Origin of the sequence: Absiella sp. AM09-50 (assembly GCF_003433845.1) — a bacterium.
Taxonomy (GTDB): Bacteria; Bacillota_I; Bacilli_A; order Erysipelotrichales; family Erysipelotrichaceae; genus Hoskinsella; species Hoskinsella hominis.
Genome location: NZ_QVFI01000001.1, coordinates 227,830 through 251,859, shown reverse-complemented (window position 1 = coordinate 251,859; position 24,030 = coordinate 227,830). Strand labels below are relative to the sequence as shown.

Below are 24,030 nucleotides of genomic sequence, written 5' to 3'. Positions count from 1 at the left end.
TCATCATTTAATCCATTTGTAAATTCATTTGTTTTAAATGCATTTGATTTTTCTTATAATATATTCCCATTAATATACTTGAGAAAAATGCAATAATAGCCAATAATATATATCCAGCAGCCATTCCATGTGATGAAACAACACTTCCCGTAAATATTGGAAAGGTTGTCATTCCAATTGCATAAACAGCTTGAAAAAATCCCATTGCAGTAGATTTCTTCTCTGGTGGTATATCTTTCATAGCTTCTGAAGTAGCATAAGTCAATAACAATCCGGTTGACATTCCAGGCAATATCTGCAGAAATAGTAAACATGGAATATAGTGCGTGAAAGCGACTGATACACAATATACAGCGATGATGGATAATACTAATGGTATCCAAACTTTTGGTCCTTTTTGTTCAATCCATTTTGTGGATGCTAATCCAGCAAAGCCTACTGCTGAAATCATGTAGATGATAGAGGATAAACCAACAATGGTGTTGCTTGCGCCACAATCTCTCATAATCTGATTGGTAAAAGACATCGTGGTAGTTAATTGAATCCCTTGTTGAATTAATGCAACAAAGGAAAATATAATTAATCGTTTATTCATACAAACACAGCATAGTGACTTTATAGATAAATGCTCTTTTGTCTTTTTTGGTTCTTTTAAAAACAAGGCTAATATACAAGCAAAAATACCTGCTAATACACTTGATAAACACAGATACTTCATCCCCATGATGGAATAACATAATGTACTAGTGATAAATCCTAATAACATTCCCAGATTATTAAACATAATCACTTTACTGGTTGCCATTTGTTGTTGGTTATTAGAATATTGTCCTGTATAATAAACCATAAAGGATATCCATGTTGCACTTGCTACTCCGGATAAAAGATTAGCGATCAGAAAACCTGTTCCATCACAACAATACACACGTACAATAGAAGCAAGTCCTGATAATAACGCTCCAACGATAATCAATACTTTATGTTTTCCAATGCAATCTGCATAAATTCCAACAGGTAGACGCAGTAACATCTGTGTTATCCCATATGCGCCAATAATAATGCCTACCATGCTGCTGATAGTACCGATAGATATCAAATAAGTCGACTGAAATGGAATATAAACATATTGTGCAAACCAGAATAAAGTAACAATGATATAAAAAAGTATATGCTGATTCATCCTTATGCGCATGCAACAGCTCCCATTTTACGATCAATATTATCAATCAGACGATGGATATGTAAAACCAGATACATTTCTTCCTGATTGGTGATATCTGTATGGAATTTTTTCTTAATATAAATGTTTATTTTTTTCACACATTCACTTTCTGCCTGACAAGTCATCATGATATGGCGATACAAAAACTCATTTTTCTCATCCGGCAGCATTTCTTTCTTTATCAAACGCTGCACAAATAGTTGCAGATGTGTGACTGCACGTATATAATCAATACTTTCCTTATCATAAATGATACTAAAATGATATTGTATAATATTTAGTATGTTATTAACTACTTTACTGATTAACTCCCGTTGCTCCTTATAAGGATCATTGGGCTGGGCGTTCACAAAATGCAATGCAATTGTTGCTGCTTCATCATCAGATAATTGTATATGAAATTTTTCATTCACTAGTTTTAATGCGAATTTTCCTATTTCAAATTCATTTGGATTAAATTTTTTGATTTCATTTGGGCAATAACTATCTAGCTGAATTCCCTCTTTTGCCCGTTGTACTGCATAAGAAATATGATCTGTTAAGGCAAGGTAGATATAATCGGAAAGCTGCATATGATACATTTCAATCGCATGGTCTATAATTTGTTTTGTGATATCAAAATAAACCTCATCTGTACTTGCCGCAAGCTGTATGATATTTTTTGCGATATTTTCTTCTTTCAATATAAATACTTTTTCTATATCTTGTTTTTCAATAACACTTCCAGTTGATAAATGATAACCAATCCCTTTTCCCATCAGAATTACTTCTTTACCCTGATCATCTAAAGCGAAAATCAGAGAGTTATTCAATACTTTTTTTACGATCATATCAACCTAATCCTTTCTTTATGTGTTTATTTTATCTGAATAAACACTTTGTTATGCTTTATAAATTATATATTTTCCCCATTTGTTTTTATTACATCTTGATACCAGTAATAACTGTCTTTTTTAATACGTTTTAAATCTTTCATGTCCATATCTTCACGATTGACATATACAAATCCATAACGTTTTCTAAATCCCTGATGAGAACTTAATAAATCCATAAATGACCATGGAGAATATCCCATCAACTCTACACCATCTTCCATTGCCAAATGGCATGCTTTTAAGTGCTGAGCAATGTAATCAATTCGATAATCATCATGCACTTTACCATCTTCGCTTACAACATCTGGTGTACCTAATCCGTTTTCCGTAATAATCAATGGTACATGATATCTTGCATAGTAATCATTTAATACAATACGTAATCCCATAGGATCTATATTGGCTCCATATTCACTAGCTGTCAGATGCTCATTTTTTTCATCTCTGCAATATCCATATTGATCAAAATCCACTTCATTTCCTCTGAACACACGACTTCCAATAGGGTGTGCTTCATCTGCTGGTAGATAACTTGCACACAAGGTACGGTAATAATTCAAAGCGATATAATCTGGCTTTCCATATTTTAATATTTCTTCATCACCATCTAACATTACTGGTACAATATCTCGTTCTTTTAGATAACGCATATAGTATCCTGGATATTTCCCATAGAAATGCATATCTAGACAATATACTGTTTTCATGGCATCATTCATTTTCGCTGCCCATACATCTTCAGGTTTATTTGTTAATGGATATGTACAAGTAGATGAAACAGCTGGCCCAATCTTTCCATCTTTAATTATTTCATGGCATGCCTTTGTTGCAAGGGCATGAGCCAAAAACATATGGTAATCCATTTGTGCACGTATTTTATCAGCTTTCCAAGGATCTGGTTCATTGATATTCATACGTTCATCTACACGAATCATTAGATTTTGTTCGTTAATAACCTGCCAGTATTTTACTTTATCCCCATATTCTTTAAAACATACTTTTGCATATCTTTCAAAAGCATTGACGCATTCTCTATTTTCCCATCCATTGTATTTTTCAACCAGCGCATAAGGCAAATCAAAGTGATATAATGTCACAAATGGCTGAATTCCATTTTCTAAAAGGCAATCAATGACATTGTGATAGAAATCTATTCCTGCTTGATTGACTTTTCCATCACCATCAGGGATGATTCTGGCCCATGATAAAGAGAAACGATAAATTTTCATACCAAGTTCCTTCATCAAGGCGATATCTTCTTTGTAGTGATGATAAAAATCACTTGCTACTTTGCTATCAGCCTGTTTATCAGAACGTTTGAATGAATTGTAATCAGCAACACTCATTCCTTTTCCATCTTCATCCCATCCTCCTTCAATCTGGAAAGCGGATGAAGATGCGCCCCATAAAAAATTTTCAGGAAATTTTGTTTTCATATATATCATCCTTTCTATATTAAATTGAAATACCGATAACTGATGTATCTGCATTTGCATTTGATATTTTCAAACCTTCTACAGACGCATATTCTGGTGTATTGCTTACAATAACCATGACGGTTGGATCATATCCTTCTGCTTTGATTTTATCAATATCAAAGGATACAATGCAAGTACCTTTTTCCACATGTGTTCCTGCTTCTACATTCTGTGTAAAATAGTTACCATTTAATTCTACTGTATTGATACCGATATGAATTAATAATTCTACACCATTATCAAATGTCAGCCCAATCGCATGTTTTGTTGGATAAACAAAAGTAACTGTACAATCTTCTGGTGCAATAACTTCACCCTTTTCAGGATAAATAGCGATTCCTTTTCCTAATGCTTCTGAAGCAAAAGCTTCATCATTTACTTCACTCATTTGAACAACCTCACCTAATACAGGTGCTTTTACTTCATAACTGTTTGTCACTGCTTTTACAGTTGATTTTTTTTCTTCTACATCTTCAAATCCCATCACATATGTTAAAGCAGCGGCTCCAAAGAAGGCAACCAGACATCCAATAATGTAGAATGCAAATTTTGTCATTCCACCTGCTGCATATGTGAAGATAGTTAACACACCATTATTAGCAAAGGCGTCACCATAAACACCGCCTAATCCCATAATGCCACCACCGATAGCACCACAGATGATTGCGGCAATCATAGGTTTTTTCAAACGAAGGTTACATCCATAAATCGCAGGTTCTGTAATACCTACAACTGCGGCAGATATTGTTGCAGCTGCTGCTACACCCTTCATATCCTGGCTCTTTGTCTTTAACATAACACCCAAAGCAGCACCACCTTGTGAGAAGTTAGCTGCTCCTGCAAACGCTAATAGATTTTGTTTTCCGCTCACTGCGATATCATTTAAACCAATTGGTAATAATGCTCGATGTGCCCCGAATATAACGAATACACCCCATAAGCCACCAATAACTGCTCCACCAAGAATTGCGTTAAAGTCCATCAATACTGTATACATTGTCTGAATCACATTACCAACCCATACACCTACAGGACCTAATAAGCTCAAAGTCAGAGGAACCATAACAATCAAAGAAACACCAGGTACCAAGATGATCTGAAGTATCTGAGGAACAAATTTCTTTAATACACGTTCTAAATAAACAAGAACAAATACTGCTAATAAAATAGGTATAACTGAACCTGTATAACTGAATGCTTTTGTAGCTTCTCCAATTGTCCATGCACCTTTAATTACAGGAAGTCCAAAGATACTAGTCGCTGTGGAAGCATCCTGAATGATGGCATCAATTTGTGGATAACATAAGAAACCACCAATTGTCATCGCAATAAACTCGTTGCATTTTAATGCTTTCGCTGCTGTATATCCTAAGAATATAGGCATAAAGTAGAAAATAATCTGACTTGCTGCATAAAGTAATATGTAGGTATCATTTGTAGAAATATCTGTACCATTTTGTGCTGCCAGTAATTTTACTGCCGTCAAAGCTCCAGAAATCAAACCAGAAGCCGCAATTGCAGGAATCAATGGTGTAAACATTTTTGAAACGACCTGTAATATACGATTAAACAGATTTCCTTTTTCTTCTGATTCACCTCTTGCATTTTCATCCAAATCAACCATTGGCAATAATGCATCATAAACTTTTGTTACTTTAGAGCCTAATACTACCTGAAATTGTCCTCCAGATACTACAACTTGAATAACGCCCTCTAAATGATTGATGATATCTTTTTCCGCTTTTGATTCATCTTTTAAAATAAAACGTAATCTTGTAAAACAATGTGTAACGTCTTTAATGTTATTTTTACCACCGACATTTTCTAAAATCTCTTTTGCTAATTTGTTCGTATCCATAAGTTTCTCCTTTTTTGTTATCATTTTTTACGCACATTTACCGGCCAGTAAATATTGTTGACATTAAAACACATCACATACCGACAGAACACAAAAAAAGACCAAAGTTCAACAGTATATAGAAATCCCATTTGCTTCTATTCTGTCAACCTTCGATCTTGCCTGCCTTACCAGTAACACGTCGAGTGTTTCCTTATCAACTTGACTATAGTTTAACATATATCATTTGATTGTCAACACGATTTTTTAATCGTTCATAAAATTTAAAAAATGAACAAATAATACGATTAAAATGATATGTAATCCCTTTCTCGATATATTTTTGTGATATTGTTCATTCTTTATGATTTCTTTTCCAACGCCCTTGTATAACCAAAACACTCCCGAAACAATTTTCTGCCTATATAATCATGAAACAGATAACAGGTAGAACGATAATATTCATTCCAATAACTTGTCATCCTTTGATAGCTATAAACAAAAGTTTTTTGATTCAACAAACAGAATGATTTCCATTTTGTACAATCTTTTGTGTGTAAATTTTGATAGACAAGCTCTAATATTTCCATTACATATTCATTACATACTTTTAAAATATACGGATAAACCCATTCTGGTGGTTCATTTTCAATTAATGCCTTTACATGTCTTTCTCTAATATATCCATTATCATTTCTTGTATAAATACAATGATATATTATAACTTGTATATCATTTAGTGATGCTGGGAAAAGGATATCTGTTTCATACAAGCGATAAGGTATTTTTATAACTTCTCCATTGCTTAATTTCCATTCACTGTATTCTTGAAAAACATCATGTTTTGTATGTGCATGCATTTGTATCCATTCACATACATATTCTACATCAGCCGCTAACTCCTTAGGAAAGCCATTTATAAAACAAGACAAACGATTCATTCTATCGTAAAATCCTCAGAATGAAAATTACTATAATATCTTCCCTTGATGGCAGTAAATTTTAAAACACAATAGTCTGGATCATCAACGCCTAATGGATAATACATAGTATCTCCTTCCAGCCAAATCTGTCTTTTTGATTCCTGATCTTCTAATACTTCTACTGTTCCAATTAGGCTGACACCACGAAAGAAACGTTTATCCACAAAATAGATACTTGCTTTAGGATTTTCACGGAAGAATTTCACTTTGTTTGAAGAGGTATTGGTGGTGAACCAAAATTCTTTGATATCTTTTCGATCTCTTGGCTTCAACATTGCTTTTGTGATTGGATAACCTTCTCCATCGATATATGCGATAAAAGCCTGGGTAGATTTTTCAATCAGATTTCCAATCGTCTGTTGTGGATTTCTCATCATATTTTTTTCTCCTTTTCCTATGTTAAGGACGCAAACCAAAGATTCGCAAAGGCCTGCTGTTTTTCTGTATCTGGAAAATCATGGATATCTGCTTCATCAAACAGATTGACAATATCTTTTTGTAAAGCCTGTTTACCAGGAGTCACAAGATATACTTTATCCATAAAAGACATCATCGCAGATTGTATGGCATTGATATAGGAACCATTGCATTTTAAGCCATAACCATCTTCTAATAGTTGATCACGAAGGTTTTGATAAGCGCTAAAATAACTGCTGCCTGTGGCTTTATATGTCTGATTAAGATAATGCAAATACATAATGATATCATCATTTTCATCATCCACATAAAGTGTTAGATATTCTACTGCTTGATGATCCAATTGCATGATTGGTACCTGATATTCTTCCATGATTGTTCTCCTTTTACATATATCTTTATTTTATCATAGAAGATGTTGATTTTATTGAAAAAAAAGCGACAACATTATGTCAACGCTGAATGTAAGATGTCATCTACTAAAATTTCTAAATTTGATAAAAACAAATCAGGTTGTAAAGATGAATATATATAATGATCTAATGGAATAATATATTCATTTTTTCTCACAAATTTTTCTAAATCTTTTTTTCTGTATGCAAGCATAGGAAGAAGTACAATAAGATCGCAGGGTATCACATCTTGTGGACTACACATTTTGATGATGCACCTTTCCTTATCCTTCATCAAAGATTGTAATTTTTCTTTAAATATTGTTGCGTGTACGCCTCCCATACAAACAAAACGAATCTCTATTGTTTTCACTGATATCTTGTATCTATATTGGCTCTATAGATTTCCTTTATTCTTTCATTTGTAATCTTCTTGTTTTTAAATCTTTCTGTATGGAAGGTAATTCTTTATCCAAGGTATAAAAATGCATCGTAATCATGGAACATATCAATAAGATAATTGGGATATATAAATACATTGCATTAATGGATATAATGGTTTGCGTACTTTGGATGGCTGCGCCATTGACATATCCACCAATTGCAAGTAATAGCCCTGATAACCCGCCCGCAATTGCCTGGGCAACTTTTCCTAAAAAACCATTGATAGATGATAATGTGCCTGATGCCTGAATACCGGTTTTCCATTCTCCATAATCAACAGGATCTGCCTGCATAGAGAAGTAAATACTTTCTTTTGCGCCATATCCGGCTGCCGAAATAATAGCCCCAAAAATAATCATAGCATCGTTTGTTCCTGATAACATGATGACAATCAGACCTGCCATCTGAATAAATGCCGTAACAGAGTATAGATTTCGTTTACCTAATTGTCTTGATAGAAAAGGCACGAATAGATTTGCAAACATTGGTACGATAGACATAATCGTTGCGACAACGGCTGCCATTTCATTTTTCTGTAAACTATAGCGATAGTAATAAATCAATGCACTGGATTGTAGAAAATATCCTGTCCACATGAATAATATATTTAGCGCAAATAATTTCCATGGCTTGTTTTGAAACAAAGATTTCACTGTTTCTTTTAAGGTAGCTGTTTTTTCAGATTGCACAAGATTATTTTCTTTTACCAGCAGAAATGTCAAGAAGAAACATATACAACCGATTACACCAAATAATCCCATCACAAAGCGAAAACCTAATGCCTCATTGCCTTGTCCTATCATGGAAACAAGCGTCAACGCTGTTGCGGAAACAAGCGTTGAACCAAAGAATGCGAAGAACTTACGATAGGTTGTTAAAACGGTTCTTTCATTCATATCTGAAGTTAATGCTGGTAAAATAGAAGCTAAAGGGATGTTTACCACAGTATACATAAAGGATAAAAAGATATATGTAATATAGGCGTATACCAATTTCCCTGTTGGCGCAATGTCTGGAACACTAAAAGCTAAAATAGCAGCTAATGCGAAGGGTATCGCACCAAACAAAAACCATGGTCTGCTTTTTCCCCAACGAGAATGGGTTTTATCAATAAGGAATCCAACCAGCAAGTCAGTTCCTCCATCAATAATTCTACATATAATGAACATGAAAGAAATGTTCATTGGATTTAATTCCATCACATCGGTATAAAAGTATAATAGATATAATGAGATCACCTGCCATATCAAATTGCAGGCAAAATCCCCTAAACCATATCCTATCCGTTGTTTGTAAAGCATCATTTTTGTAATCGTTGCTGTATTTTGTTTCATCATCTTCACCTGTTTTCTATATATTTTCTTATTAGATAAGCTGGCGTACAGCTCCATGCATGGCAGAAACTGCTCATGATTGGATTTCCATATGGAGAATAATCTGGTTCATCCGGATCAAATGCTTCCCAGAATGTATCCGCGCCTAATGAAATCATTTTCCCCCAATATGCTTTCATCAATTGAATTGCTTCCTCTTGCAATCCGGCAACAAATAATGCCTCGACTATGTGATGATACATATAAGGTGTCGCAATACCTTTCACAGGAAATAATTTTTGAATTGTTTTCTGCATTACCTTTTTGTTTTCTTCCTTTGTTAAAACATTGGCTAAAACCATCCATGCCTGTGAGGAAATGTTATATTCTTTGTTATCTCCTGATATGAATAAACATGCTTCTTTATCAAATAAGTTATCTCTGCTGTAGTTTATCATATTATCTAACAAAGTTTGATATATTGTAATATCTTCATCTTGATACATACTGGCAAGCTCGATCATCTGGCGTGTTACATAAATCATGATGGCCTGTGCACTGGTATCTTTATTAAATTCATTTGACCAATCCACAAAGACAGGATAGCTTTCTTCTAAGATGATTCTTCCTTCCTCATTCACTTTTTCTTGAGCAAGCATCATTTGTTTTTTCGCAATTGGATACAAATCCTGTAGTAATTCTGAATCATCGTGATGTTTTATATAATCATAGAGTGTTGAAATAAAGAATAAACTGTAATCAAACAAGAATGTATCATCCGGCATATATTCCGGCTGGATAAACAGATTCGCTGATATCTTTCCTTCTTGTGTTGTCATAGCCGCAAATAAATACAGACAGCGTTTCACAAGGGTATGCTGATCAAAGGTCATATAGTTGGCAAGAGCCTGTAAACGCAAATCCCCCAGCCATAAACGGCGATCACGTTTTGGTCCATCTTCGAAAACATCCTGCATACAATCCTGTAATGTTTTTACACTTACATCGTAAATTTTTTGTAACACTGGATCTTCGATATGAATTGGCTTTAATTGTTGGCATTGTGCACTACTTCGTGCGACAACTTTAAATTCAGAAAAAACAGCCTGCCATTTTGGCGATGTATCGATGACTTTGATTTCTACATATCGAAAACTATATCTGCGAGGCAGTGTTATTTCAGTTGGCAGTACATCAATATGGATGAATTCTTCCTGAATCCAAGATTTACTTAACCATCCATCATAGTCTTTTGAATCCTGTACCAGTTCTGATGGAACTTCCGCAAAACGAATACGAAAGTATAATGGCGCATCCATAGGGGAACCGGTTGCTTCAATTTTCATGGAGAAGTTACCGACATAATGATCATCGAAATCTAAAATGATGGTATCATCTCTTTTTAAACCTTTTTTGTTTAATTCTGCGATTGTTAAACTGCTTTCTTTACAACGATAACCGCCTAATTTTGTGTCATCTTCTACTAATTCTGCGACATGCCTTGGTAAAATTGTCTGATGATAAATTTCAGGGCGGTATTGGTCTGCTTGATCGATTAATTTTTTATCATGCTGGAATACAACATCCTGATTAATTTGAAATGTAAATGCCATATGAATCATCTCCTTTTCTTAGGCATTCTTGTTATGATATTTTTGCTGCAGTTTGATCATTGTAAAGCCTGCCAAAGCACTTATGATTACGATACCGGCAAAGCCAATCATCGTTGTTTTGATTGTTTCTGGCAATACAAGTGCTGGTGTAATGAATGCAAACAAACCACAGCATAATCTTGAAAAACCATTAATAAAGCCTTGTAAAGATGCTCTGGTTTCTGATGGGAAAGACTCTTGTGTCCATACTTTATAGATAGCTTCTCCCGCCATTGGGTTACCAAAATTATAACATCCAATGCAAATAACGATAGCCCATAAACTATTGCCTACTGCACTCATACCAACCATAGCTGCAAACTGAATCAAAATACCTATGACAAATGCCTTATTACGATGTTTACTTCCTGCAAGTGAAGCAAATAAAGTCGTTGTGAGCAATCCGATAATATTTAATACAATACCTGCACCGGTAGCAAAGCTTTGTGAAGCATTCGCTTTTACTAAAGTGAATGTCTGGAATTGTCCCCATGTATTTGCAAGTAAGTTCCAGCATATATAGAAAATTAGGATACATAAGAAGAAACCCATATATTTATGTTTATCTTTGCCAAATAACAAGTTTTTGATTGATACATTTTCTTGTTGTAAATCTTTTTCATTCTTACGATATTCATCGCCTAATGCGTGAAATTGCTTGAATTTTGGTGAAGTAGTTCTCCATACAAATGTGATTGCTGCTAGTATTGCCAATATTGCAAAAACAACTCTTGCGCCCATTGCCCCCTGCATATTAGATACTACGAATGAACAAATGTATGACATGAACACACCAATCTGCCAAAATATCTGTGTGGAAGAAACTAAACTTGCTGATGTTTTTTCATCAGGTGCATCATGTGAGATTACAGTCAAACTAATAGGTAAATCTGCACCAGAAGCAAAGCCTGTGATGATCAATCCAGCTAACAGCATTTCAAATCCATTTGCAAATACACAGATGACAGCTCCCATTGCATAAAATAGATTTAAAAGATTAAAGGAACGAATCAATCCCAGCAGCTTTGTGATTTTACCAGCAGCTAATGAACCGAATGCAATGGCAAATGTCAATGCTCCTGATAAGATACCAACCTGTGTATTTGTTAAGCCGATACCATTCTGCCATACGGTAATTGTGGCGGAAAGTCCTACGATGATACCAGAGCCAAGCATAGAGCCAATCCCTGCGCCCAATACCAGTGGTGTATAATTTTGTTTTGTTTTCTTGTTTTTCAAACGTGTTTCCATTGTGAATTCCTCCTCGTTTCTACATTAACATTGTAAACGTTTACAGATGTAGGGACAATATAGCCTTCACATACTGTTTATTGCAAAACTACAGGTCCTATTAATTTTTACAAATTCATCTGTATTTCCACTATAAAAACCTGTAAAATTGTTATATCATAGTATTGTAAGGAAAGATGGAGGGATGCATATGTCTACGAAAATGCTTGATTGTATATTGAAAGAATTAGATGATGTTGAAAAAATACAGGTCATTGACGGGGTAAATATCAATGATCAGCATTTAGATTATGACACAAAAGATATTCCTAAGATGCCAAAAGAATCCTTTTTCAAAGAAGGTGACATTTTCATCAATAAGCATCACAGATTTTCTTATATGCCATCACATACGCACAATTTCATTGAATTCAATTATATGTATTCTGGTTCATGTACCCAATATATCAATGATGAAAAAATAACCCTGCAGGAACATGATCTCATTTTGATGGATAAAGATATTATACAAAGAATTGATTATGTTGGAGAAAACGATATTATCGTGAATATCCTTGTGAAAGATGATTCTGTTATAGAGCTATTACGTCAAAGTATTTCACAATCCTCAAGTATCGTTACCAAGTTTATGTATAATGCATCAAAAATGGATGCTTTCCATAATAATTATATGCTGTTTAAACTTCAAAATAATGAAATTGCTCAAAATATGATAGAGTGTATGATTATGAAATACTTTGAAACATCTCATCAAAAGGATAAATCACTGAATGTCATGATGGCCTTATTATTATCAGAACTATCCAATTCGATCGACCAGCAAACAAGTCATTTCACAGAAGAAGAAAATTCTATTCTTCCCATCCTTAAATATATTGATACACATTATGATCAGGTTACCTTATCTTCTTTAAGTAAACAGTTTGGCTATAATGCAAATTATCTTGGTAATAAGATCAAAGATGAAACTGGTAGCACCTTTAAAGAACTGATAGAAAAAAAGCGATTAGATATCGCTCAAGAGCTATTGGTTGCGACTAATTATTCGACTACGGAAATAGCTGAAATCATAGGATTTCACAGTGCTCCATCACTCTTTCGTTTATTTCAAAAACACTTTCATCAAACACCAAATGAGTATAAAGCACAAAACAATCACAAATAAAACGCATATCCACTACGAATATGCGTTTTTATATTAATCTAATCCATTTTGTTTAATAACCTGTTGATACCAATAGAAACTATCTTTTTTCATCCTTTTCAACTCTTTCAGATCTTGTTCCTCACGATCCACATATACAAAGCCATAGCGTTTGCCATATCCTTGATGTGTACTAACTAAATCAATGAATGCCCAGGGACAATAGCCAATCAAATCCACTCCATCACTTATGGCAAGCTGTGCCTGATGAAAGTGTCTTATTAGATAATCGATACGATAGGCATCATGTATCTTCCCATCTTCACTCATTTCATCTTTAGCCCCTAACCCGTTTTCCGTAATCAATAAAGGCAAATGGTAACGATCATAAATACGTCGAAGTGTCACACGCATACCAATAGAATCTATCATCCATCCAAACTGTGTTTCTTCAAGATAATGATTGACAGCTGCACGATAAACACCTTCTTCTCCAATCATAACCTGCTGATCTCCATTTCTAGGCTGACAATCCGTTCCATCATTTTTCGCTTCACACACGGTAGCGGTGGCATAATAATTAACCCCAAGAAAATCTGGCTTGCCTTGCTGTATGATTTCCATATCCCCTTCTTCAATAATCGGTGTATATCCTTTTTCTTCAAGATAAGACCATACCAATGTGTTATATCTTCCATAAACTGCCATATCTAAATATAACCAACAGCGAATACTTTCCCAGTTATCTGCCGCTATAACATCAGCTGGATTACATTTTTCTGGATAGATGGCTGTGATATTAGGCGCAGGACCAATTTTTCCATTTGGACATAATTCATGGCACAATACCGTTGCCTTTGCTGCTGCCACAAACATATTGTGACATTGCTGGTAAAGCTCTTTTTTACTTGGGATACGCCCTGGATTCATCGCATTGGGATGATTGATCATCACATTTTGTTCATTGATCGTTAACCAGTATTTCACTTTGTCCCCATAGTTTTCAAATAAGATACGCGCATATTTTTCAAACGCATCAATCGTTTTACGATTGCACCAACCACCCTGTTTATGCAGTTCATAAGGTAAATCAAAGTGATACATGGTAACGATCGGTTCTATATGATTCGCAATCAGTGCATTAATCAAATCCTGATAGAAATCAATTCCTTTTTGATTGATTTCACCATCTCCATCAGGCAGAATACGACTCCATGCAATCGAAAAGCGATATGCTTTTAATCCCATTTCTGCCATCAGTTTTACATCTTCCAGCATATGATGATAATGATCACTGGCGACTTTAAAGTCCGTAATACCATGTGGTGGTTCATGCATATCCTGTACAGATAAACCTTTTCCATCTTCCTGATAAGCACCTTCCACCTGATATGCAGAGGTTGAGGCCCCCCACAAAAAGTTTTCAGGAAATGGTTTTAATTTATGATAGAACATATCTTTACTCCTTTTCCAGTATTAACAGTGGTTCATTGTATGTAATTGAACCAGAAGCTGTTTTTTCAATCTTTTGATAATTGTTTGTATTAGTGATCACAACCATGGTCTGAGTGGAAAAACCAGCTTTTTCTATCCCTTCCATATCAAATTCAACTAGCAGATCACCTGCTTTTACCTGATCTTGCTGTTTCACATGTGTTTTAAAACATTCTCCATTTAAATTGACTGTATCAATACCAATGTGAATCAAAACTTCTACGCCAGATTCAGATATAATACCAATGGCATGTTTCGATGGAAATAAGGTGGAAATTGTTCCTGACAACGGTGCAATCACTTTGCCTTCTTCCGGTTCTATCATCACACCTTTTCCCAACGCTTCACTTGCAAATACTTTATCTTTTGCTTCCTTTATATCATGTACCTTACCATTGCATGGAGATGTTACAACTTCTTTTTTGATATCTAAAACAGGTGCTGCAGGTGTTTCTTTTGTATCTACTTTTTCAAATTTTAAACTCAATGCATAGGTTACTACAGCTGTGACAACAAAGGTAATCACTAAAGCAATCAGGATATTATAGAAACATGTCATTGTGTTATCGCCAATGTAAAGCAATACAGCTGGCAGTCCTGATGAACCTGTCGCAAAACGATGTGTTTGTGTTAATCCTGCATATAAACCACCACATGCACCACCAATCATAGCAGCAATCAAAGGATATTTTTTAGGCAGATTGACACCATATAAGGTAGGTTCTGTAATACCCATATATGCAGTGATAGAACCTGACATTGCGACCTGTCTTAATTTTTTATCTTTTGTACGAATGGCTACAACTGCAGAAGCTGTCGCCTGCGCAATATTTGAACAAACACATCCTGGCCCAAAGATAGAATCAAATCCTAAATCGGCCATCTGCATAACACCTAACGGTGCTACCCCATTATGTAAGCCAAACATCACCATGATTGGCAAGAAACCTCCTATCAAAAGTGCTGGTGCCCAGCTTGCATTTGTCGCAAGATAATTAAAGAATGTCGCAAGGTATCCACCAACAATACTACCGATAGGACCTAATACAGAGAATGCCAGAGTACCCATGATCAAGAAGGTAAACATTGGCACAAATACCAGATTTACTGCTTTTGGGATATAGCGGTTTAAGAACTTTTCCACATAAGACTGTGCAAATACAACTAACAGAATAGGAATAACAGATGATGTATAGGTTGCTAATGTGAATGGTATCACTTCAAAGAAATAAACCGGATCTTTTGCCGCAACCAAAGCGCCCCAGTTTGGATGTAACATCATTGCTGCTACACCAGCTGCAAGTATGGGGTTACATTTTAGCTTCTGTGCTTCTGTGAAAGCTAGCAAAATTGGTAAGAAATAGAATACACCATCCGCAAACATATTTAATAAATAATACGTTTGTGAATCTGTAGATACCAGTTTGAATACCACCAATAATGCAAGTACTGCTTTTACCATACCAGCACCGGATAATGCAGGAATGATTGGTTGGAAAGTACCAGATACAAAATCAATCACCTTAGAGAATATACTCTTTTTCTCATCAGATACTACATCCTTGCCTTTGATATCCACAAGCTTTTCAATTTCTTCAAATACATCTTTTACATGTGTGCCAATGACTACCTGATAGACACCAGCATTCATAATCACTTTAGCGACGCCCTCCATCGCTTCCAGTTCTTTTGTTTTTGCGATACTTTCATCTACTAATTTAAATCTTAAACGTGTTTGACAATGATAGACATCATTGATGTTATGTTTTCCGCCAACTTTTTCGATGATATCCATCGCAAGTTGTTCATACTTTTTACTCATGTGAATTCCTCCATTTTATGTGAGATCTGGAAATCATTAGAATCACAAATTTGTATGACCGGTACAAATTCTAATCTTTCCAAAGAGGCTTACTCGCTCTCTACACGTCTAATCTAACACATGAAAAAACCGCTTTCAACACTTTTGGATATTACGAAACTTAGTTTTATTTTCATATGATATTGGTTTTCTTTTTATGAAACTTCGTGATACTTTTTATGTATATGTATAAAAAGCAGAATATATCATTCTGCCTTTTTTAATTGATTTTTTTGTAAATATGTTAATGAATGTTGCGATAGATACCATTATTCTTTCAAAGACTTTGGTATTTCTATCTATTATGTTCTCATACTTTATATCCTATCTATTTTGGTATGATTCTTTTACTCTAACTTATCGCCATCACATACACCTGGCAGGGATTGTGTTTATCCCAAAGGGTAGGAAATACTTCAAATTCTTTAAAGCCTAAACTTAGGTAAAACTTGTTTGTTTGATCATATTCTTCATAATGTCCCATTGCAACTGTCTTTACCTGTAAGAAAGATATACCTTGCTGTTTTGCATATTGTTTTGCAGCCACAAATAATTGTTTTCCTATGCCTACATGCTGATATTCTTTTTTTACTCCCATGACAGCTATTTCATATGTATCTTTGCCTGTCCCTTTTAGACAAAGAAATCCTATAGGAATATCATTTTCTACTGCCGCAATGAAATATTGATGACGACTTTCTTCGATATATTCTTCACGTGCCGCTTCTATACCAAACCATTCTGGTAATGCTTCTAATATATATCGTGCAATATTGCTTTTTTCTTCTTGATTTTCTATAATTTTAATCATTTTTTCTCCTTCAACTATTGTTCCATATGCGTGATTACTTAGCATACTCTAAATAATCACACGCTTCTCCATGTACATTTGCTTCCAAAGTTGCTTTCCTTGTGTACCATGTATCCTCATATTCTAAGATAATGATTGGAATCCTTCTTCCAGCCTTTTTCAAAAAGTAATCTTCCTTCTGGATTCTTTTTGCGACTTGTGTCACCTCTTGCAGTAATTCATAATAACCCACTGGCCCTTTGCCAATATAATTCATATGTTCATCATAACAATCATCATCTTCAAATCCTATATTTTCAATTCCCTCCTGTTTATACCATTTTATCAACATTTCATAATTTTCGTCATTTATAATTGGTGTTTCGTCTTGACTCATATATGCATAATTCCATCTAATTTCACTAAAACGCCCATTTTCACGTGTATCCATATTATCATTTTTGCCTCTATATTTTTCATATAATCTTCATATTCTCTTTTGAAATATTGCTCAGTATTGTTAGAAACAGAAAATTCAGATAGATTTTGATAATTTTCATATTCAAAACATTCATTAGAATAAACGAAAAAAATAATCGTGTAAATATCATCATAATCGTATGCATTTAAAACGTTTAATACTTTGTGGTATAAAAAATCTTTTAAGTTAATTTTTTCTTCAGCCATATTTTTGCTCCTTATTCTTGTTCTGCTTCATCCTGCATTTCATTTAAAACAGCATTTCTTCGTGATTCCAAAATCTTAGAACTCTGGATTTTAAATAAACAATTCTTTTGATATTCTTCACGATAGTAACAGGAATATAGTACATTAAGGATAAATTGTAATGATTCTTCTGTCGCAAAGTTTGCGATTTTTGTATATAGACGCTCTTTGGAAGACATGGTAAATACACATGGAAGAATTCTTCGCATATAATTATCCCCACCGCTTGTAATTCCTATGATTGAAACTTTTTGATCTAATAAATTTTGCAAATAAGACATGGGTTCCGCATGTTTGTTGTTTCCAGAATAAGATATTACGATAGCACAATCCTGCTCATCCATTGTTCTAGATATGATTCCCATTTCGCCTAAATTTGCGATATCTACTTTCTTTCCTATAGAAATCATCTTTCTTCTAAACAATTCACCTAGAAATATATTTGGACTTAGACCAAATATAACAATGTGTTTAGATTTCACAAGATATGTTGTCGCCATCTTTAACATATCCATATCCATTAAATCTGCACTGTCCTGTATACTTTCCATCTGTAAGGTTTTTAAACTTTCAATAATTTCCTGATGGGAGCTTTTTTCATGAAAGGGGTAATTTGCATCTACATCTGCATGATGTGTTTCCTGATATTTTACCTCCGCAATAAAAGCTTTCATAAAATCACGCCATCCTTCAAAGCCTAAGGTTTTCGCAAACCGCACAACCGTTGCTTTGGATGTATAGCTGTATTCTGCGACCTCATTGATGGTATATTTATATAGATTCTTCTGTTCATGTAGTACAAACTCTCCAACGGCATGTCTTGCATCATGATAGTTCATCATGACTTCTTCAATCTTTTGAAATAGATACATATATAATTCTCTCCTTTTCCTCTATATGATGGCACGAATGAACATTATGATGATCAATAACCAGATACAAAGGACTGGTATTGCATAATACCATTTCTTTGGCTTTCCATCCTTCCACATGTCATAAGCTGCTTTTCTACTTCTTTCCCATACATCTTTTGGAATGAAATGGATGGTCAGTGCAATCATTATTGGCAACAAAATCACATCATCCAGATATCCTAATACGGGCACAAAGTCTGGAATAAGATCAATGGGAGATAATGCATATCCAACCGTGATACCCGCCATAAGCTTTGCGAAACTAGGTGTTTCTTTATCTTTTAATACCAGATAGATTGCTGGAATATCCGTTTTCAGCTGCCTGGCTTTTTGTTTAAGATTCATATGGAGCTTCTACGACAAGTACTTTCGGTTAAAAACATTGGAAAATGGTTTATAACTTGTAAGCTCATATATACTTCATGTAAGCCTTGTTTTAAGGATACTACTTCCATAAACTTGTTTTCTAAGCAATCGTTTTCATATAAAGCATCTTCTATAATACAGGGTATCTTGTAGCGCTCTTTAATTTCAAAAATGATTGTTTTTATCATTACTTTACCTCTTTTCTTATGGTAAGCATTTGTTTTTGTTATCTTTACTATATCATAAGATTTCAAAATACAACAGGCTATCAAAGAAAAAGTCCATCAAATTATGATGGACAAATCAGACATCGGCTTTCATGCTTTTATGATATGCCAAGTAAAACCATATGATCAATAACAAAGCAGTAAAGACAAGAATCAGACTAGATAAAAGATTTATTTGATGAAGATCATTCATCATTATGCTGACTTGTTTAGAGTACAGGATATTTGAAATATTATCCAAATGTTCATTGAAATTCGCAAGCATAGGCACAAACGAAAATAACATGGCAAATGGCATAACGACAGCATTGGAGGAAGATAAGGAAGATGTTGACAAGGCAATACATCCACCTAGTAAAATACTTAGGATGACACCCGTGAATACCGCTGTCAAAAATGGTATTACATCTAGTGAAAAACCAGGAAACACAAGAAATAAACAAGCTGTGAAGCATGTTAGAAAACATACAAGTACACCATGTACCAACAAATATAAACTGGATGGTACACCTGCATATGCCAGATTACGGATAATTTTTTGTTCCTTTTGTTCCGCAAGTATGGTAGACATTGTCATCATAGGTGTAAAAACAACATGCATGGTCGCAAATACTGAAATAAAAAATGAGGATTGATCCTGCATACTACTGCTCATGACAAAGCCAATCACAGGAAAAACAAAGAATAATAAACATACTTGAAGATTTTTCAAGATGTCTTTCAACTGTATTTGAAACAACGCTAGGGCTTTCATTAGGACAACCCCCTTCCAGTTACTTCTCTGAATATTTGTTCAAGATTTGCTTCTGATGAATGGATGGTTTCAATATTGTTCCTACGTAGAACATCAGATAACTGTTGGGCTGAATTAGCTGTATTGGGTAGTTCTATTTTTTGATGATCTTTTGTTTGAATGGTAATGGTTTTTAAATGGTCATATTGGCAACATAGTGCTTTAGGATTTCCATATAAAACAATATGTCCTTCATTTAATAATGCCACATGATCACAAAGTTTTTCTGCTTCTTCCATGTTGTGAGTAGTCAAAAAAATCGTGGTTCCCTGTTCATTCAAATGTTTGATCATATCATGAAGTTCTTTCATGGTATTGGGATCAAGTCCATTTGTGGGCTCATCAAGAAATATCAAAGATGGCTCATGTAAGATTGCATTTGCGAAGGATAATCGCTGTTTCATACCTTTTGATAAATTACATATTGCGCTTTTTCGTTCATCATATAAAGATAATTGTCGCAAGACATCGATCACACGCTGCTTACTCACACCTCGAAGTTTCGCAAACATACACAGATTATCCCAAATGCTCAATCGACGATAAAAACCAAATTCATCCATAGACATCCCTATCGTTTTTAACCATGCATCTGTATGATTTTTACACTCCTGTTGATCGATCCATACACTTCCCTGATAAGACAATTGCCCACTTAATATTTTTACGATTGTTGTTTTCCCAGCACCACTTGGTCCAAGTAATCCAAAGATTTCTCCCTCTTGAATTTCAAGATTAATGGAAGAAAGAACACATGTTTGTCCAAAAGATTTAGATACATGCTTCATGATGATCTTATTCATATGGTTTCTCCTTCTGCATTTCTTTTAAGCATGCATTATATCGCTGTTCTTCTTTTTTATATTTGTAAAGCATTCCTGCTGTTGCGACAATAAAACAGATGAGAAAGGATAAAATAAAACCGATCCATCCTTTCATTGATGTGATGGGAAACCAGCCAAATACAGCAATAAAGACTGCGGTTGTCAAACCGGATATGAAAAACATCGCAATGACTTTGTGTAGAAAAAGCTGTTCATTTAAAAAATTTGATTCAAATAAGATATGGGTATAGATTGCGATCAAAAAACTCAATATCGCAATCTGCATGATCACCCTATAGGACAAACCTAATTTTCCCAAGGAAAACAACGTAGACATATCTTTTACCATATCGCCTAATAAATATCCCAGAGCTGAAATTACAAGTATACTGGACGCAAATGTGATTAGATAATTTATGATAAATCCTTGTCTTTTCATTTTAAGACCCCCAAACGTTTTTTTAGAATTGGCGCATATTGCCTGGATACAAATAATTTTTTATCGTTTTTCATTGTTACCTGAATTCTTCCATCCAGATCAGGGCGTAAAGATTGAATCTTTTGAAAATTGATGATGGTGGACTTACTTGCCCTGAGAAAATCATATTCTATGCATCGTTCTTCGATTTCATATAACCGTAAATCCGATGTATAAATCGTTGTCTGGGTATACAGATATACCTGTTTATCAATGGTTTCTATATAAAAAATATCATCAAGTGATACCATATAATCTTCCCCACGATATCTTCCTATGAGTTTATGGTCCTGCATTTGCAGGATGGATACCAGAGTTTTTATTTTTTCATCTTTTTTCCTGCAGCGTATCGTGATGATTGTTTCTTCGATTGTATCATCTTCCATAATTTTTACTTGCATGTCGTATCTCCCCTTGTTGGTTTTTAGTTTATCAGATATTTTTTCCTATGTCATGAAATATATACTAAGATGCTGATTTTACTTACTCACTTGTAGAAAAATATAAGAAAAGCCTGATAAAATCAGGCAAATATTTTCATTAAATTCTTTCTATCAACGTCACACATTCTACACCATTGGTTTGTGAGAACATATCTACCGGCTGAACCAGCTTGATTTCATAATTGCTTTCCTTGATAATGCCAAGATCACGTGCCATTGTGGCAGGATCACAGGATACATAAACAATACGTTCTGGCTGCATTTTTATAATACTGTTTAATGTTATCTGATCCAATCCTTTTCTTGGCGGATCCACGACAATGACATCAGGACGCATATTTTCTTCACTTAGTTTATTTGCATAGCTGGCAGCATCACTACAGATAAATTCAATATTATCAATGTTATTCATTTTCGCATTTTCTTTTGCGTCTTGAATGGCCTGTGGAACGATTTCAATTCCGATAACCTTTTTCGCTTTTTGCGCTAAGAACATAGAGATCGTACCGACACCACAATATAAATCAATAACTGTTTCTTTCCCGCTCAGCTGCGCTAATTCTAATGCTTTGCCATATAGCACATTGGTCTGCACAGGATTAACCTGATAAAATGATTTGCTGGAGATATGGAATTTTAGGTTATGAATGGCATCTGTGATATAAGAATCTCCATACAGGGTGTATTCTTTTTCTCCAAGAATCACATTATCCGTTCTGGTGTTTACATTGACGATTACACTTTTGATATAAGGAAGCCTTTGAACGATATCTTCTGCCATTTCTTTCATAGATGAGAAAGGATATTCTCGCACAATCCATACCAGCATGACCTCGCCTGTTGTGAATGCATGTTTGATCAAAAGATGGCGAAATACAGAAGCATTGCCATATGTTTGAAGTAATTCTTTCATATGGGATAATACTTCATTAATGGTTTCACTTTGAATCGCACAGGCGTTTGTATCAATGATGGTATTGGAATGGATACGATAAAAGCCTGTGACAACTTTATTTTGATCCACACCTACAGGTATTTGGCATTTATTACGATAGTACCATGGATTTTCCATCCCTAATACATCTTCAACTTTCATATCCAGTTTTGCGATACGATCAATGACATCCTGTACTTTTTGTTTCTTAAAGTGCAGCTGTTCTGTATAAGTCATATGCTGTAGCTGACATCCTCCACATTGTTTTGCGACAGGACATTTTAATTCACATCGCTGTTTTGATGGTTCTTTGATAGACAGGACTTTTGCATATCCATATGTTTTTTTCACTAATGTAACGACCATTTCTGCTGTTTCATTCTGTAAGATTCCCTTTACAAATAAAGGAAAACCATCAATTTTCACAACGCCCAGACCTTCTTTGGTATAGCCACTGCATGTTCCAACAATTTTATCATTCTTTTTCATTTTACACCTCAAAAAAGGGCAATCGCCCTTTTTATTTCTTATTCGCTTCTTCCTGTTGTTTCAATAATTCTTTTGCTTCTTTTTCGTTTTTTGGGGTTGTAATGTTATCTACAACCTTCTTTTTATTGGCAGCATTCTTGACCAGTTCTAAATAGATTTGATCATCTTCCTTATGTGAATCATCTGGAATAAAGTTATATGCATGAATATCTAAATCATACATTTTGGTTTTATCTTTATTCGTGAAATATGTTTTCACTGGAAGGATATCATTTACTTTGTCATATGCTGCATTCAACAGATTTTCTAATGTATCTTGATCGATGTCATCTGCTGCATCCATCGTAATACGAAGTGTTGCACTTGTCAAATTGACTTCGACCTTTTCTACTCCATCAAAATTTAAAGCTTTTTTCACCTTATCCATTTGTTCTTGTGTAATAGCAGGGTCAAGTGAATTTTCAAAGCGGGACCCTGTGACTGGTTTGCCACTGTTTTCTTTCGCTCCAAAATATATATAGCCTAACAGAAGCAATGGAATTAACAATACAATGATTGCGACAGTAATTAAAACCTTACTGGACTTTCTTGTATTTCTCTTCTGTTTTTGGTTTTTCATGTTTTTCTGTTTACTCATATTATTCACCTCAACACCTCTATTGTACTAGAAAATGTAACAGAAT

General features: G+C 34.5%; 26 protein-coding genes. 1 reads left to right on the top strand and 25 read right to left on the bottom strand.

What is annotated here, in order from left to right:
* Window positions 1-7: 7 nt before the first annotated feature.
* From DW114_RS01215 to DW114_RS01165, 11 genes are all read right to left on the bottom strand, one after another.
* Window positions 8-1,192 carry an MFS transporter gene (locus DW114_RS01215; protein WP_117451596.1) on the bottom strand — a complete coding sequence of 395 codons (1,185 nt, stop codon included), beginning with the start codon at window positions 1,190-1,192 and terminating at the stop codon, window positions 8-10.
* Window positions 1,183-2,052, bottom strand: a complete 870-nt coding sequence (locus tag DW114_RS01210) for a PRD domain-containing protein (RefSeq protein ID WP_117451594.1) — start codon at window positions 2,050-2,052, stop codon at window positions 1,183-1,185. Before DW114_RS01210 ends, DW114_RS01215 begins: the two co-directional genes overlap by 10 nt.
* A gap of 65 nt (window positions 2,053-2,117) precedes the next feature.
* Window positions 2,118-3,533 carry a glycoside hydrolase family 1 protein gene (locus DW114_RS01205; protein WP_117451592.1) on the bottom strand — a complete coding sequence of 472 codons (1,416 nt, stop codon included), beginning with the start codon at window positions 3,531-3,533 and terminating at the stop codon, window positions 2,118-2,120.
* A 19-nt stretch (window positions 3,534-3,552) separates the two neighbouring features.
* Window positions 3,553-5,433 (bottom strand): beta-glucoside-specific PTS transporter subunit IIABC, encoded by a 1,881-nt coding sequence (locus tag DW114_RS01200; protein ID WP_117451590.1) that lies wholly within the window; start codon window positions 5,431-5,433, stop codon window positions 3,553-3,555.
* A 341-nt stretch (window positions 5,434-5,774) separates the two neighbouring features.
* A complete protein-coding gene (locus DW114_RS01195; RefSeq protein WP_117451589.1) occupies window positions 5,775-6,353 on the bottom strand; it encodes a hypothetical protein in 579 nt (192 codons plus the stop codon).
* Complete coding sequence (locus DW114_RS01190; protein ID WP_117452006.1) at window positions 6,350-6,769, bottom strand: pyridoxamine 5'-phosphate oxidase family protein; 420 nt, start codon at window positions 6,767-6,769, stop codon at window positions 6,350-6,352. Before DW114_RS01190 ends, DW114_RS01195 begins: the two co-directional genes overlap by 4 nt.
* A gap of 20 nt (window positions 6,770-6,789) precedes the next feature.
* Window positions 6,790-7,185 carry a hypothetical protein gene (locus DW114_RS01185; protein WP_117451587.1) on the bottom strand — a complete coding sequence of 132 codons (396 nt, stop codon included), beginning with the start codon at window positions 7,183-7,185 and terminating at the stop codon, window positions 6,790-6,792.
* 74 nt (window positions 7,186-7,259) lie between these two features.
* Complete coding sequence (locus DW114_RS01180) at window positions 7,260-7,577, bottom strand: hypothetical protein (RefSeq protein ID WP_147322617.1); 318 nt, start codon at window positions 7,575-7,577, stop codon at window positions 7,260-7,262.
* 37 nt (window positions 7,578-7,614) lie between these two features.
* Window positions 7,615-8,982, bottom strand: a complete 1,368-nt coding sequence (locus tag DW114_RS01175; RefSeq protein WP_199483533.1) for an MFS transporter — start codon at window positions 8,980-8,982, stop codon at window positions 7,615-7,617.
* A gap of 5 nt (window positions 8,983-8,987) precedes the next feature.
* The gene (locus DW114_RS01170) at window positions 8,988-10,574 is read right to left on the bottom strand and encodes a family 78 glycoside hydrolase catalytic domain (RefSeq protein ID WP_117451581.1); all 1,587 of its coding nucleotides are present in this window, start codon (window positions 10,572-10,574) and stop codon (window positions 8,988-8,990) included.
* 18 nt (window positions 10,575-10,592) lie between these two features.
* Window positions 10,593-11,864, bottom strand: a complete 1,272-nt coding sequence (locus tag DW114_RS01165; RefSeq protein WP_117451579.1) for an MFS transporter — start codon at window positions 11,862-11,864, stop codon at window positions 10,593-10,595.
* Between the two features lie 190 nt (window positions 11,865-12,054).
* Between DW114_RS01165 and DW114_RS01160 the strand changes: the two genes are divergently transcribed.
* A complete protein-coding gene (locus DW114_RS01160; RefSeq protein ID WP_158552189.1) occupies window positions 12,055-13,029 on the top strand; it encodes an AraC family transcriptional regulator in 975 nt (324 codons plus the stop codon).
* 33 nt (window positions 13,030-13,062) lie between these two features.
* Here the strand turns inward: DW114_RS01160 and DW114_RS01155 are convergent, their stop codons facing one another.
* From DW114_RS01155 to DW114_RS01090, 14 genes are all read right to left on the bottom strand, one after another.
* A complete protein-coding gene (locus DW114_RS01155) occupies window positions 13,063-14,463 on the bottom strand; it encodes a glycoside hydrolase family 1 protein (RefSeq protein WP_117451575.1) in 1,401 nt (466 codons plus the stop codon).
* 4 nt (window positions 14,464-14,467) lie between these two features.
* Window positions 14,468-16,324: a beta-glucoside-specific PTS transporter subunit IIABC gene (locus DW114_RS01150; RefSeq protein WP_117451573.1), complete on the bottom strand. Its 1,857-nt coding sequence runs from the start codon at window positions 16,322-16,324 to the stop codon at window positions 14,468-14,470.
* 391 nt (window positions 16,325-16,715) lie between these two features.
* Complete coding sequence (locus DW114_RS01145) at window positions 16,716-17,174, bottom strand: GNAT family N-acetyltransferase (RefSeq protein ID WP_117452004.1); 459 nt, start codon at window positions 17,172-17,174, stop codon at window positions 16,716-16,718.
* Between the two features lie 34 nt (window positions 17,175-17,208).
* Window positions 17,209-17,604, bottom strand: coding sequence for a hypothetical protein (locus DW114_RS01140; RefSeq protein ID WP_147323131.1), 396 nt, complete (start codon window positions 17,602-17,604; stop codon window positions 17,209-17,211).
* Window positions 17,547-17,840: a hypothetical protein gene (locus tag DW114_RS01135; protein ID WP_117451569.1), complete on the bottom strand. Its 294-nt coding sequence runs from the start codon at window positions 17,838-17,840 to the stop codon at window positions 17,547-17,549. The genes DW114_RS01140 and DW114_RS01135 overlap by 58 nt, the downstream gene beginning before the upstream one ends.
* 11 nt (window positions 17,841-17,851) lie before the next feature.
* On the bottom strand, window positions 17,852-18,751 hold the full coding sequence (locus tag DW114_RS01130) for a MurR/RpiR family transcriptional regulator (RefSeq protein ID WP_117451567.1): 900 nt from the start codon (window positions 18,749-18,751) through the stop codon (window positions 17,852-17,854).
* Window positions 18,752-18,772: 21 nt separating this feature from the next.
* Complete coding sequence (locus DW114_RS01125; protein WP_117451565.1) at window positions 18,773-19,138, bottom strand: YkvA family protein; 366 nt, start codon at window positions 19,136-19,138, stop codon at window positions 18,773-18,775.
* Window positions 19,135-19,347: a hypothetical protein gene (locus DW114_RS01120; RefSeq protein ID WP_117451563.1), complete on the bottom strand. Its 213-nt coding sequence runs from the start codon at window positions 19,345-19,347 to the stop codon at window positions 19,135-19,137. The genes DW114_RS01125 and DW114_RS01120 overlap by 4 nt, the downstream gene beginning before the upstream one ends.
* Before the next feature lie 115 nt (window positions 19,348-19,462).
* On the bottom strand, window positions 19,463-20,140 hold the full coding sequence (locus DW114_RS01115; protein ID WP_117451561.1) for a hypothetical protein: 678 nt from the start codon (window positions 20,138-20,140) through the stop codon (window positions 19,463-19,465).
* Window positions 20,140-20,982: an ABC transporter ATP-binding protein gene (locus tag DW114_RS01110; RefSeq protein ID WP_117451559.1), complete on the bottom strand. Its 843-nt coding sequence runs from the start codon at window positions 20,980-20,982 to the stop codon at window positions 20,140-20,142. Before DW114_RS01110 ends, DW114_RS01115 begins: the two co-directional genes overlap by 1 nt.
* Window positions 20,975-21,442 (bottom strand): hypothetical protein, encoded by a 468-nt coding sequence (locus tag DW114_RS01105; protein ID WP_117451557.1) that lies wholly within the window; start codon window positions 21,440-21,442, stop codon window positions 20,975-20,977. The genes DW114_RS01110 and DW114_RS01105 overlap by 8 nt, the downstream gene beginning before the upstream one ends.
* On the bottom strand, window positions 21,439-21,882 hold the full coding sequence (locus DW114_RS01100) for a LytTR family DNA-binding domain-containing protein (protein ID WP_117451555.1): 444 nt from the start codon (window positions 21,880-21,882) through the stop codon (window positions 21,439-21,441). Before DW114_RS01100 ends, DW114_RS01105 begins: the two co-directional genes overlap by 4 nt.
* Before the next feature lie 139 nt (window positions 21,883-22,021).
* Window positions 22,022-23,347 carry a 23S rRNA (uracil(1939)-C(5))-methyltransferase RlmD gene (rlmD, locus tag DW114_RS01095; RefSeq protein WP_117451553.1) on the bottom strand — a complete coding sequence of 442 codons (1,326 nt, stop codon included), beginning with the start codon at window positions 23,345-23,347 and terminating at the stop codon, window positions 22,022-22,024.
* A 31-nt stretch (window positions 23,348-23,378) separates the two neighbouring features.
* Entirely contained in the window at window positions 23,379-23,984 is a 606-nt protein-coding gene (locus tag DW114_RS01090; RefSeq protein WP_117451551.1) for a hypothetical protein, read from the bottom strand.
* Between the last annotated feature and the right edge of the window lie 46 nt (window positions 23,985-24,030).

Bases quoted from the DNA above. Each gene is read 5' to 3' on its own strand.
- DW114_RS01215 (WP_117451596.1), bottom strand. From the start codon at position 1,192: ATGCGCATAAGGATGAATCAGCATATACTTTTTTATATCATTGTTACT.
- DW114_RS01210 (WP_117451594.1), bottom strand. From the start codon at position 2,052: ATGATCGTAAAAAAAGTATTGAATAACTCTCTGATTTTCGCTTTAGAT.
- DW114_RS01205 (WP_117451592.1), bottom strand. From the start codon at position 3,533: ATGAAAACAAAATTTCCTGAAAATTTTTTATGGGGCGCATCTTCATCC.
- DW114_RS01200 (WP_117451590.1), bottom strand. From the start codon at position 5,433: ATGGATACGAACAAATTAGCAAAAGAGATTTTAGAAAATGTCGGTGGT.
- DW114_RS01195 (WP_117451589.1), bottom strand. From the start codon at position 6,353: ATGAATCGTTTGTCTTGTTTTATAAATGGCTTTCCTAAGGAGTTAGCG.
- DW114_RS01190 (WP_117452006.1), bottom strand. From the start codon at position 6,769: ATGAGAAATCCACAACAGACGATTGGAAATCTGATTGAAAAATCTACC.
- DW114_RS01185 (WP_117451587.1), bottom strand. From the start codon at position 7,185: ATGGAAGAATATCAGGTACCAATCATGCAATTGGATCATCAAGCAGTA.
- DW114_RS01175 (WP_199483533.1), bottom strand. From the start codon at position 8,982: ATGAAACAAAATACAGCAACGATTACAAAAATGATGCTTTACAAACAA.
- DW114_RS01170 (WP_117451581.1), bottom strand. From the start codon at position 10,574: ATGGCATTTACATTTCAAATTAATCAGGATGTTGTATTCCAGCATGAT.
- DW114_RS01165 (WP_117451579.1), bottom strand. From the start codon at position 11,864: ATGGAAACACGTTTGAAAAACAAGAAAACAAAACAAAATTATACACCA.
- DW114_RS01160 (WP_158552189.1), top strand. From the start codon at position 12,055: ATGTCTACGAAAATGCTTGATTGTATATTGAAAGAATTAGATGATGTT.
- DW114_RS01155 (WP_117451575.1), bottom strand. From the start codon at position 14,463: ATGTTCTATCATAAATTAAAACCATTTCCTGAAAACTTTTTGTGGGGG.
- DW114_RS01150 (WP_117451573.1), bottom strand. From the start codon at position 16,324: ATGAGTAAAAAGTATGAACAACTTGCGATGGATATCATCGAAAAAGTT.
- DW114_RS01145 (WP_117452004.1), bottom strand. From the start codon at position 17,174: ATGATTAAAATTATAGAAAATCAAGAAGAAAAAAGCAATATTGCACGA.
- DW114_RS01140 (WP_147323131.1), bottom strand. From the start codon at position 17,604: ATGGATACACGTGAAAATGGGCGTTTTAGTGAAATTAGATGGAATTAT.
- DW114_RS01135 (WP_117451569.1), bottom strand. From the start codon at position 17,840: ATGGCTGAAGAAAAAATTAACTTAAAAGATTTTTTATACCACAAAGTA.
- DW114_RS01130 (WP_117451567.1), bottom strand. From the start codon at position 18,751: ATGTATCTATTTCAAAAGATTGAAGAAGTCATGATGAACTATCATGAT.
- DW114_RS01125 (WP_117451565.1), bottom strand. From the start codon at position 19,138: ATGAATCTTAAACAAAAAGCCAGGCAGCTGAAAACGGATATTCCAGCA.
- DW114_RS01120 (WP_117451563.1), bottom strand. From the start codon at position 19,347: ATGATAAAAACAATCATTTTTGAAATTAAAGAGCGCTACAAGATACCC.
- DW114_RS01115 (WP_117451561.1), bottom strand. From the start codon at position 20,140: ATGAAAGCCCTAGCGTTGTTTCAAATACAGTTGAAAGACATCTTGAAA.
- DW114_RS01110 (WP_117451559.1), bottom strand. From the start codon at position 20,982: ATGAATAAGATCATCATGAAGCATGTATCTAAATCTTTTGGACAAACA.
- DW114_RS01105 (WP_117451557.1), bottom strand. From the start codon at position 21,442: ATGAAAAGACAAGGATTTATCATAAATTATCTAATCACATTTGCGTCC.
- DW114_RS01100 (WP_117451555.1), bottom strand. From the start codon at position 21,882: ATGCAAGTAAAAATTATGGAAGATGATACAATCGAAGAAACAATCATC.
- rlmD (WP_117451553.1), bottom strand. From the start codon at position 23,347: ATGAAAAAGAATGATAAAATTGTTGGAACATGCAGTGGCTATACCAAA.
- DW114_RS01090 (WP_117451551.1), bottom strand. From the start codon at position 23,984: ATGAGTAAACAGAAAAACATGAAAAACCAAAAACAGAAGAGAAATACA.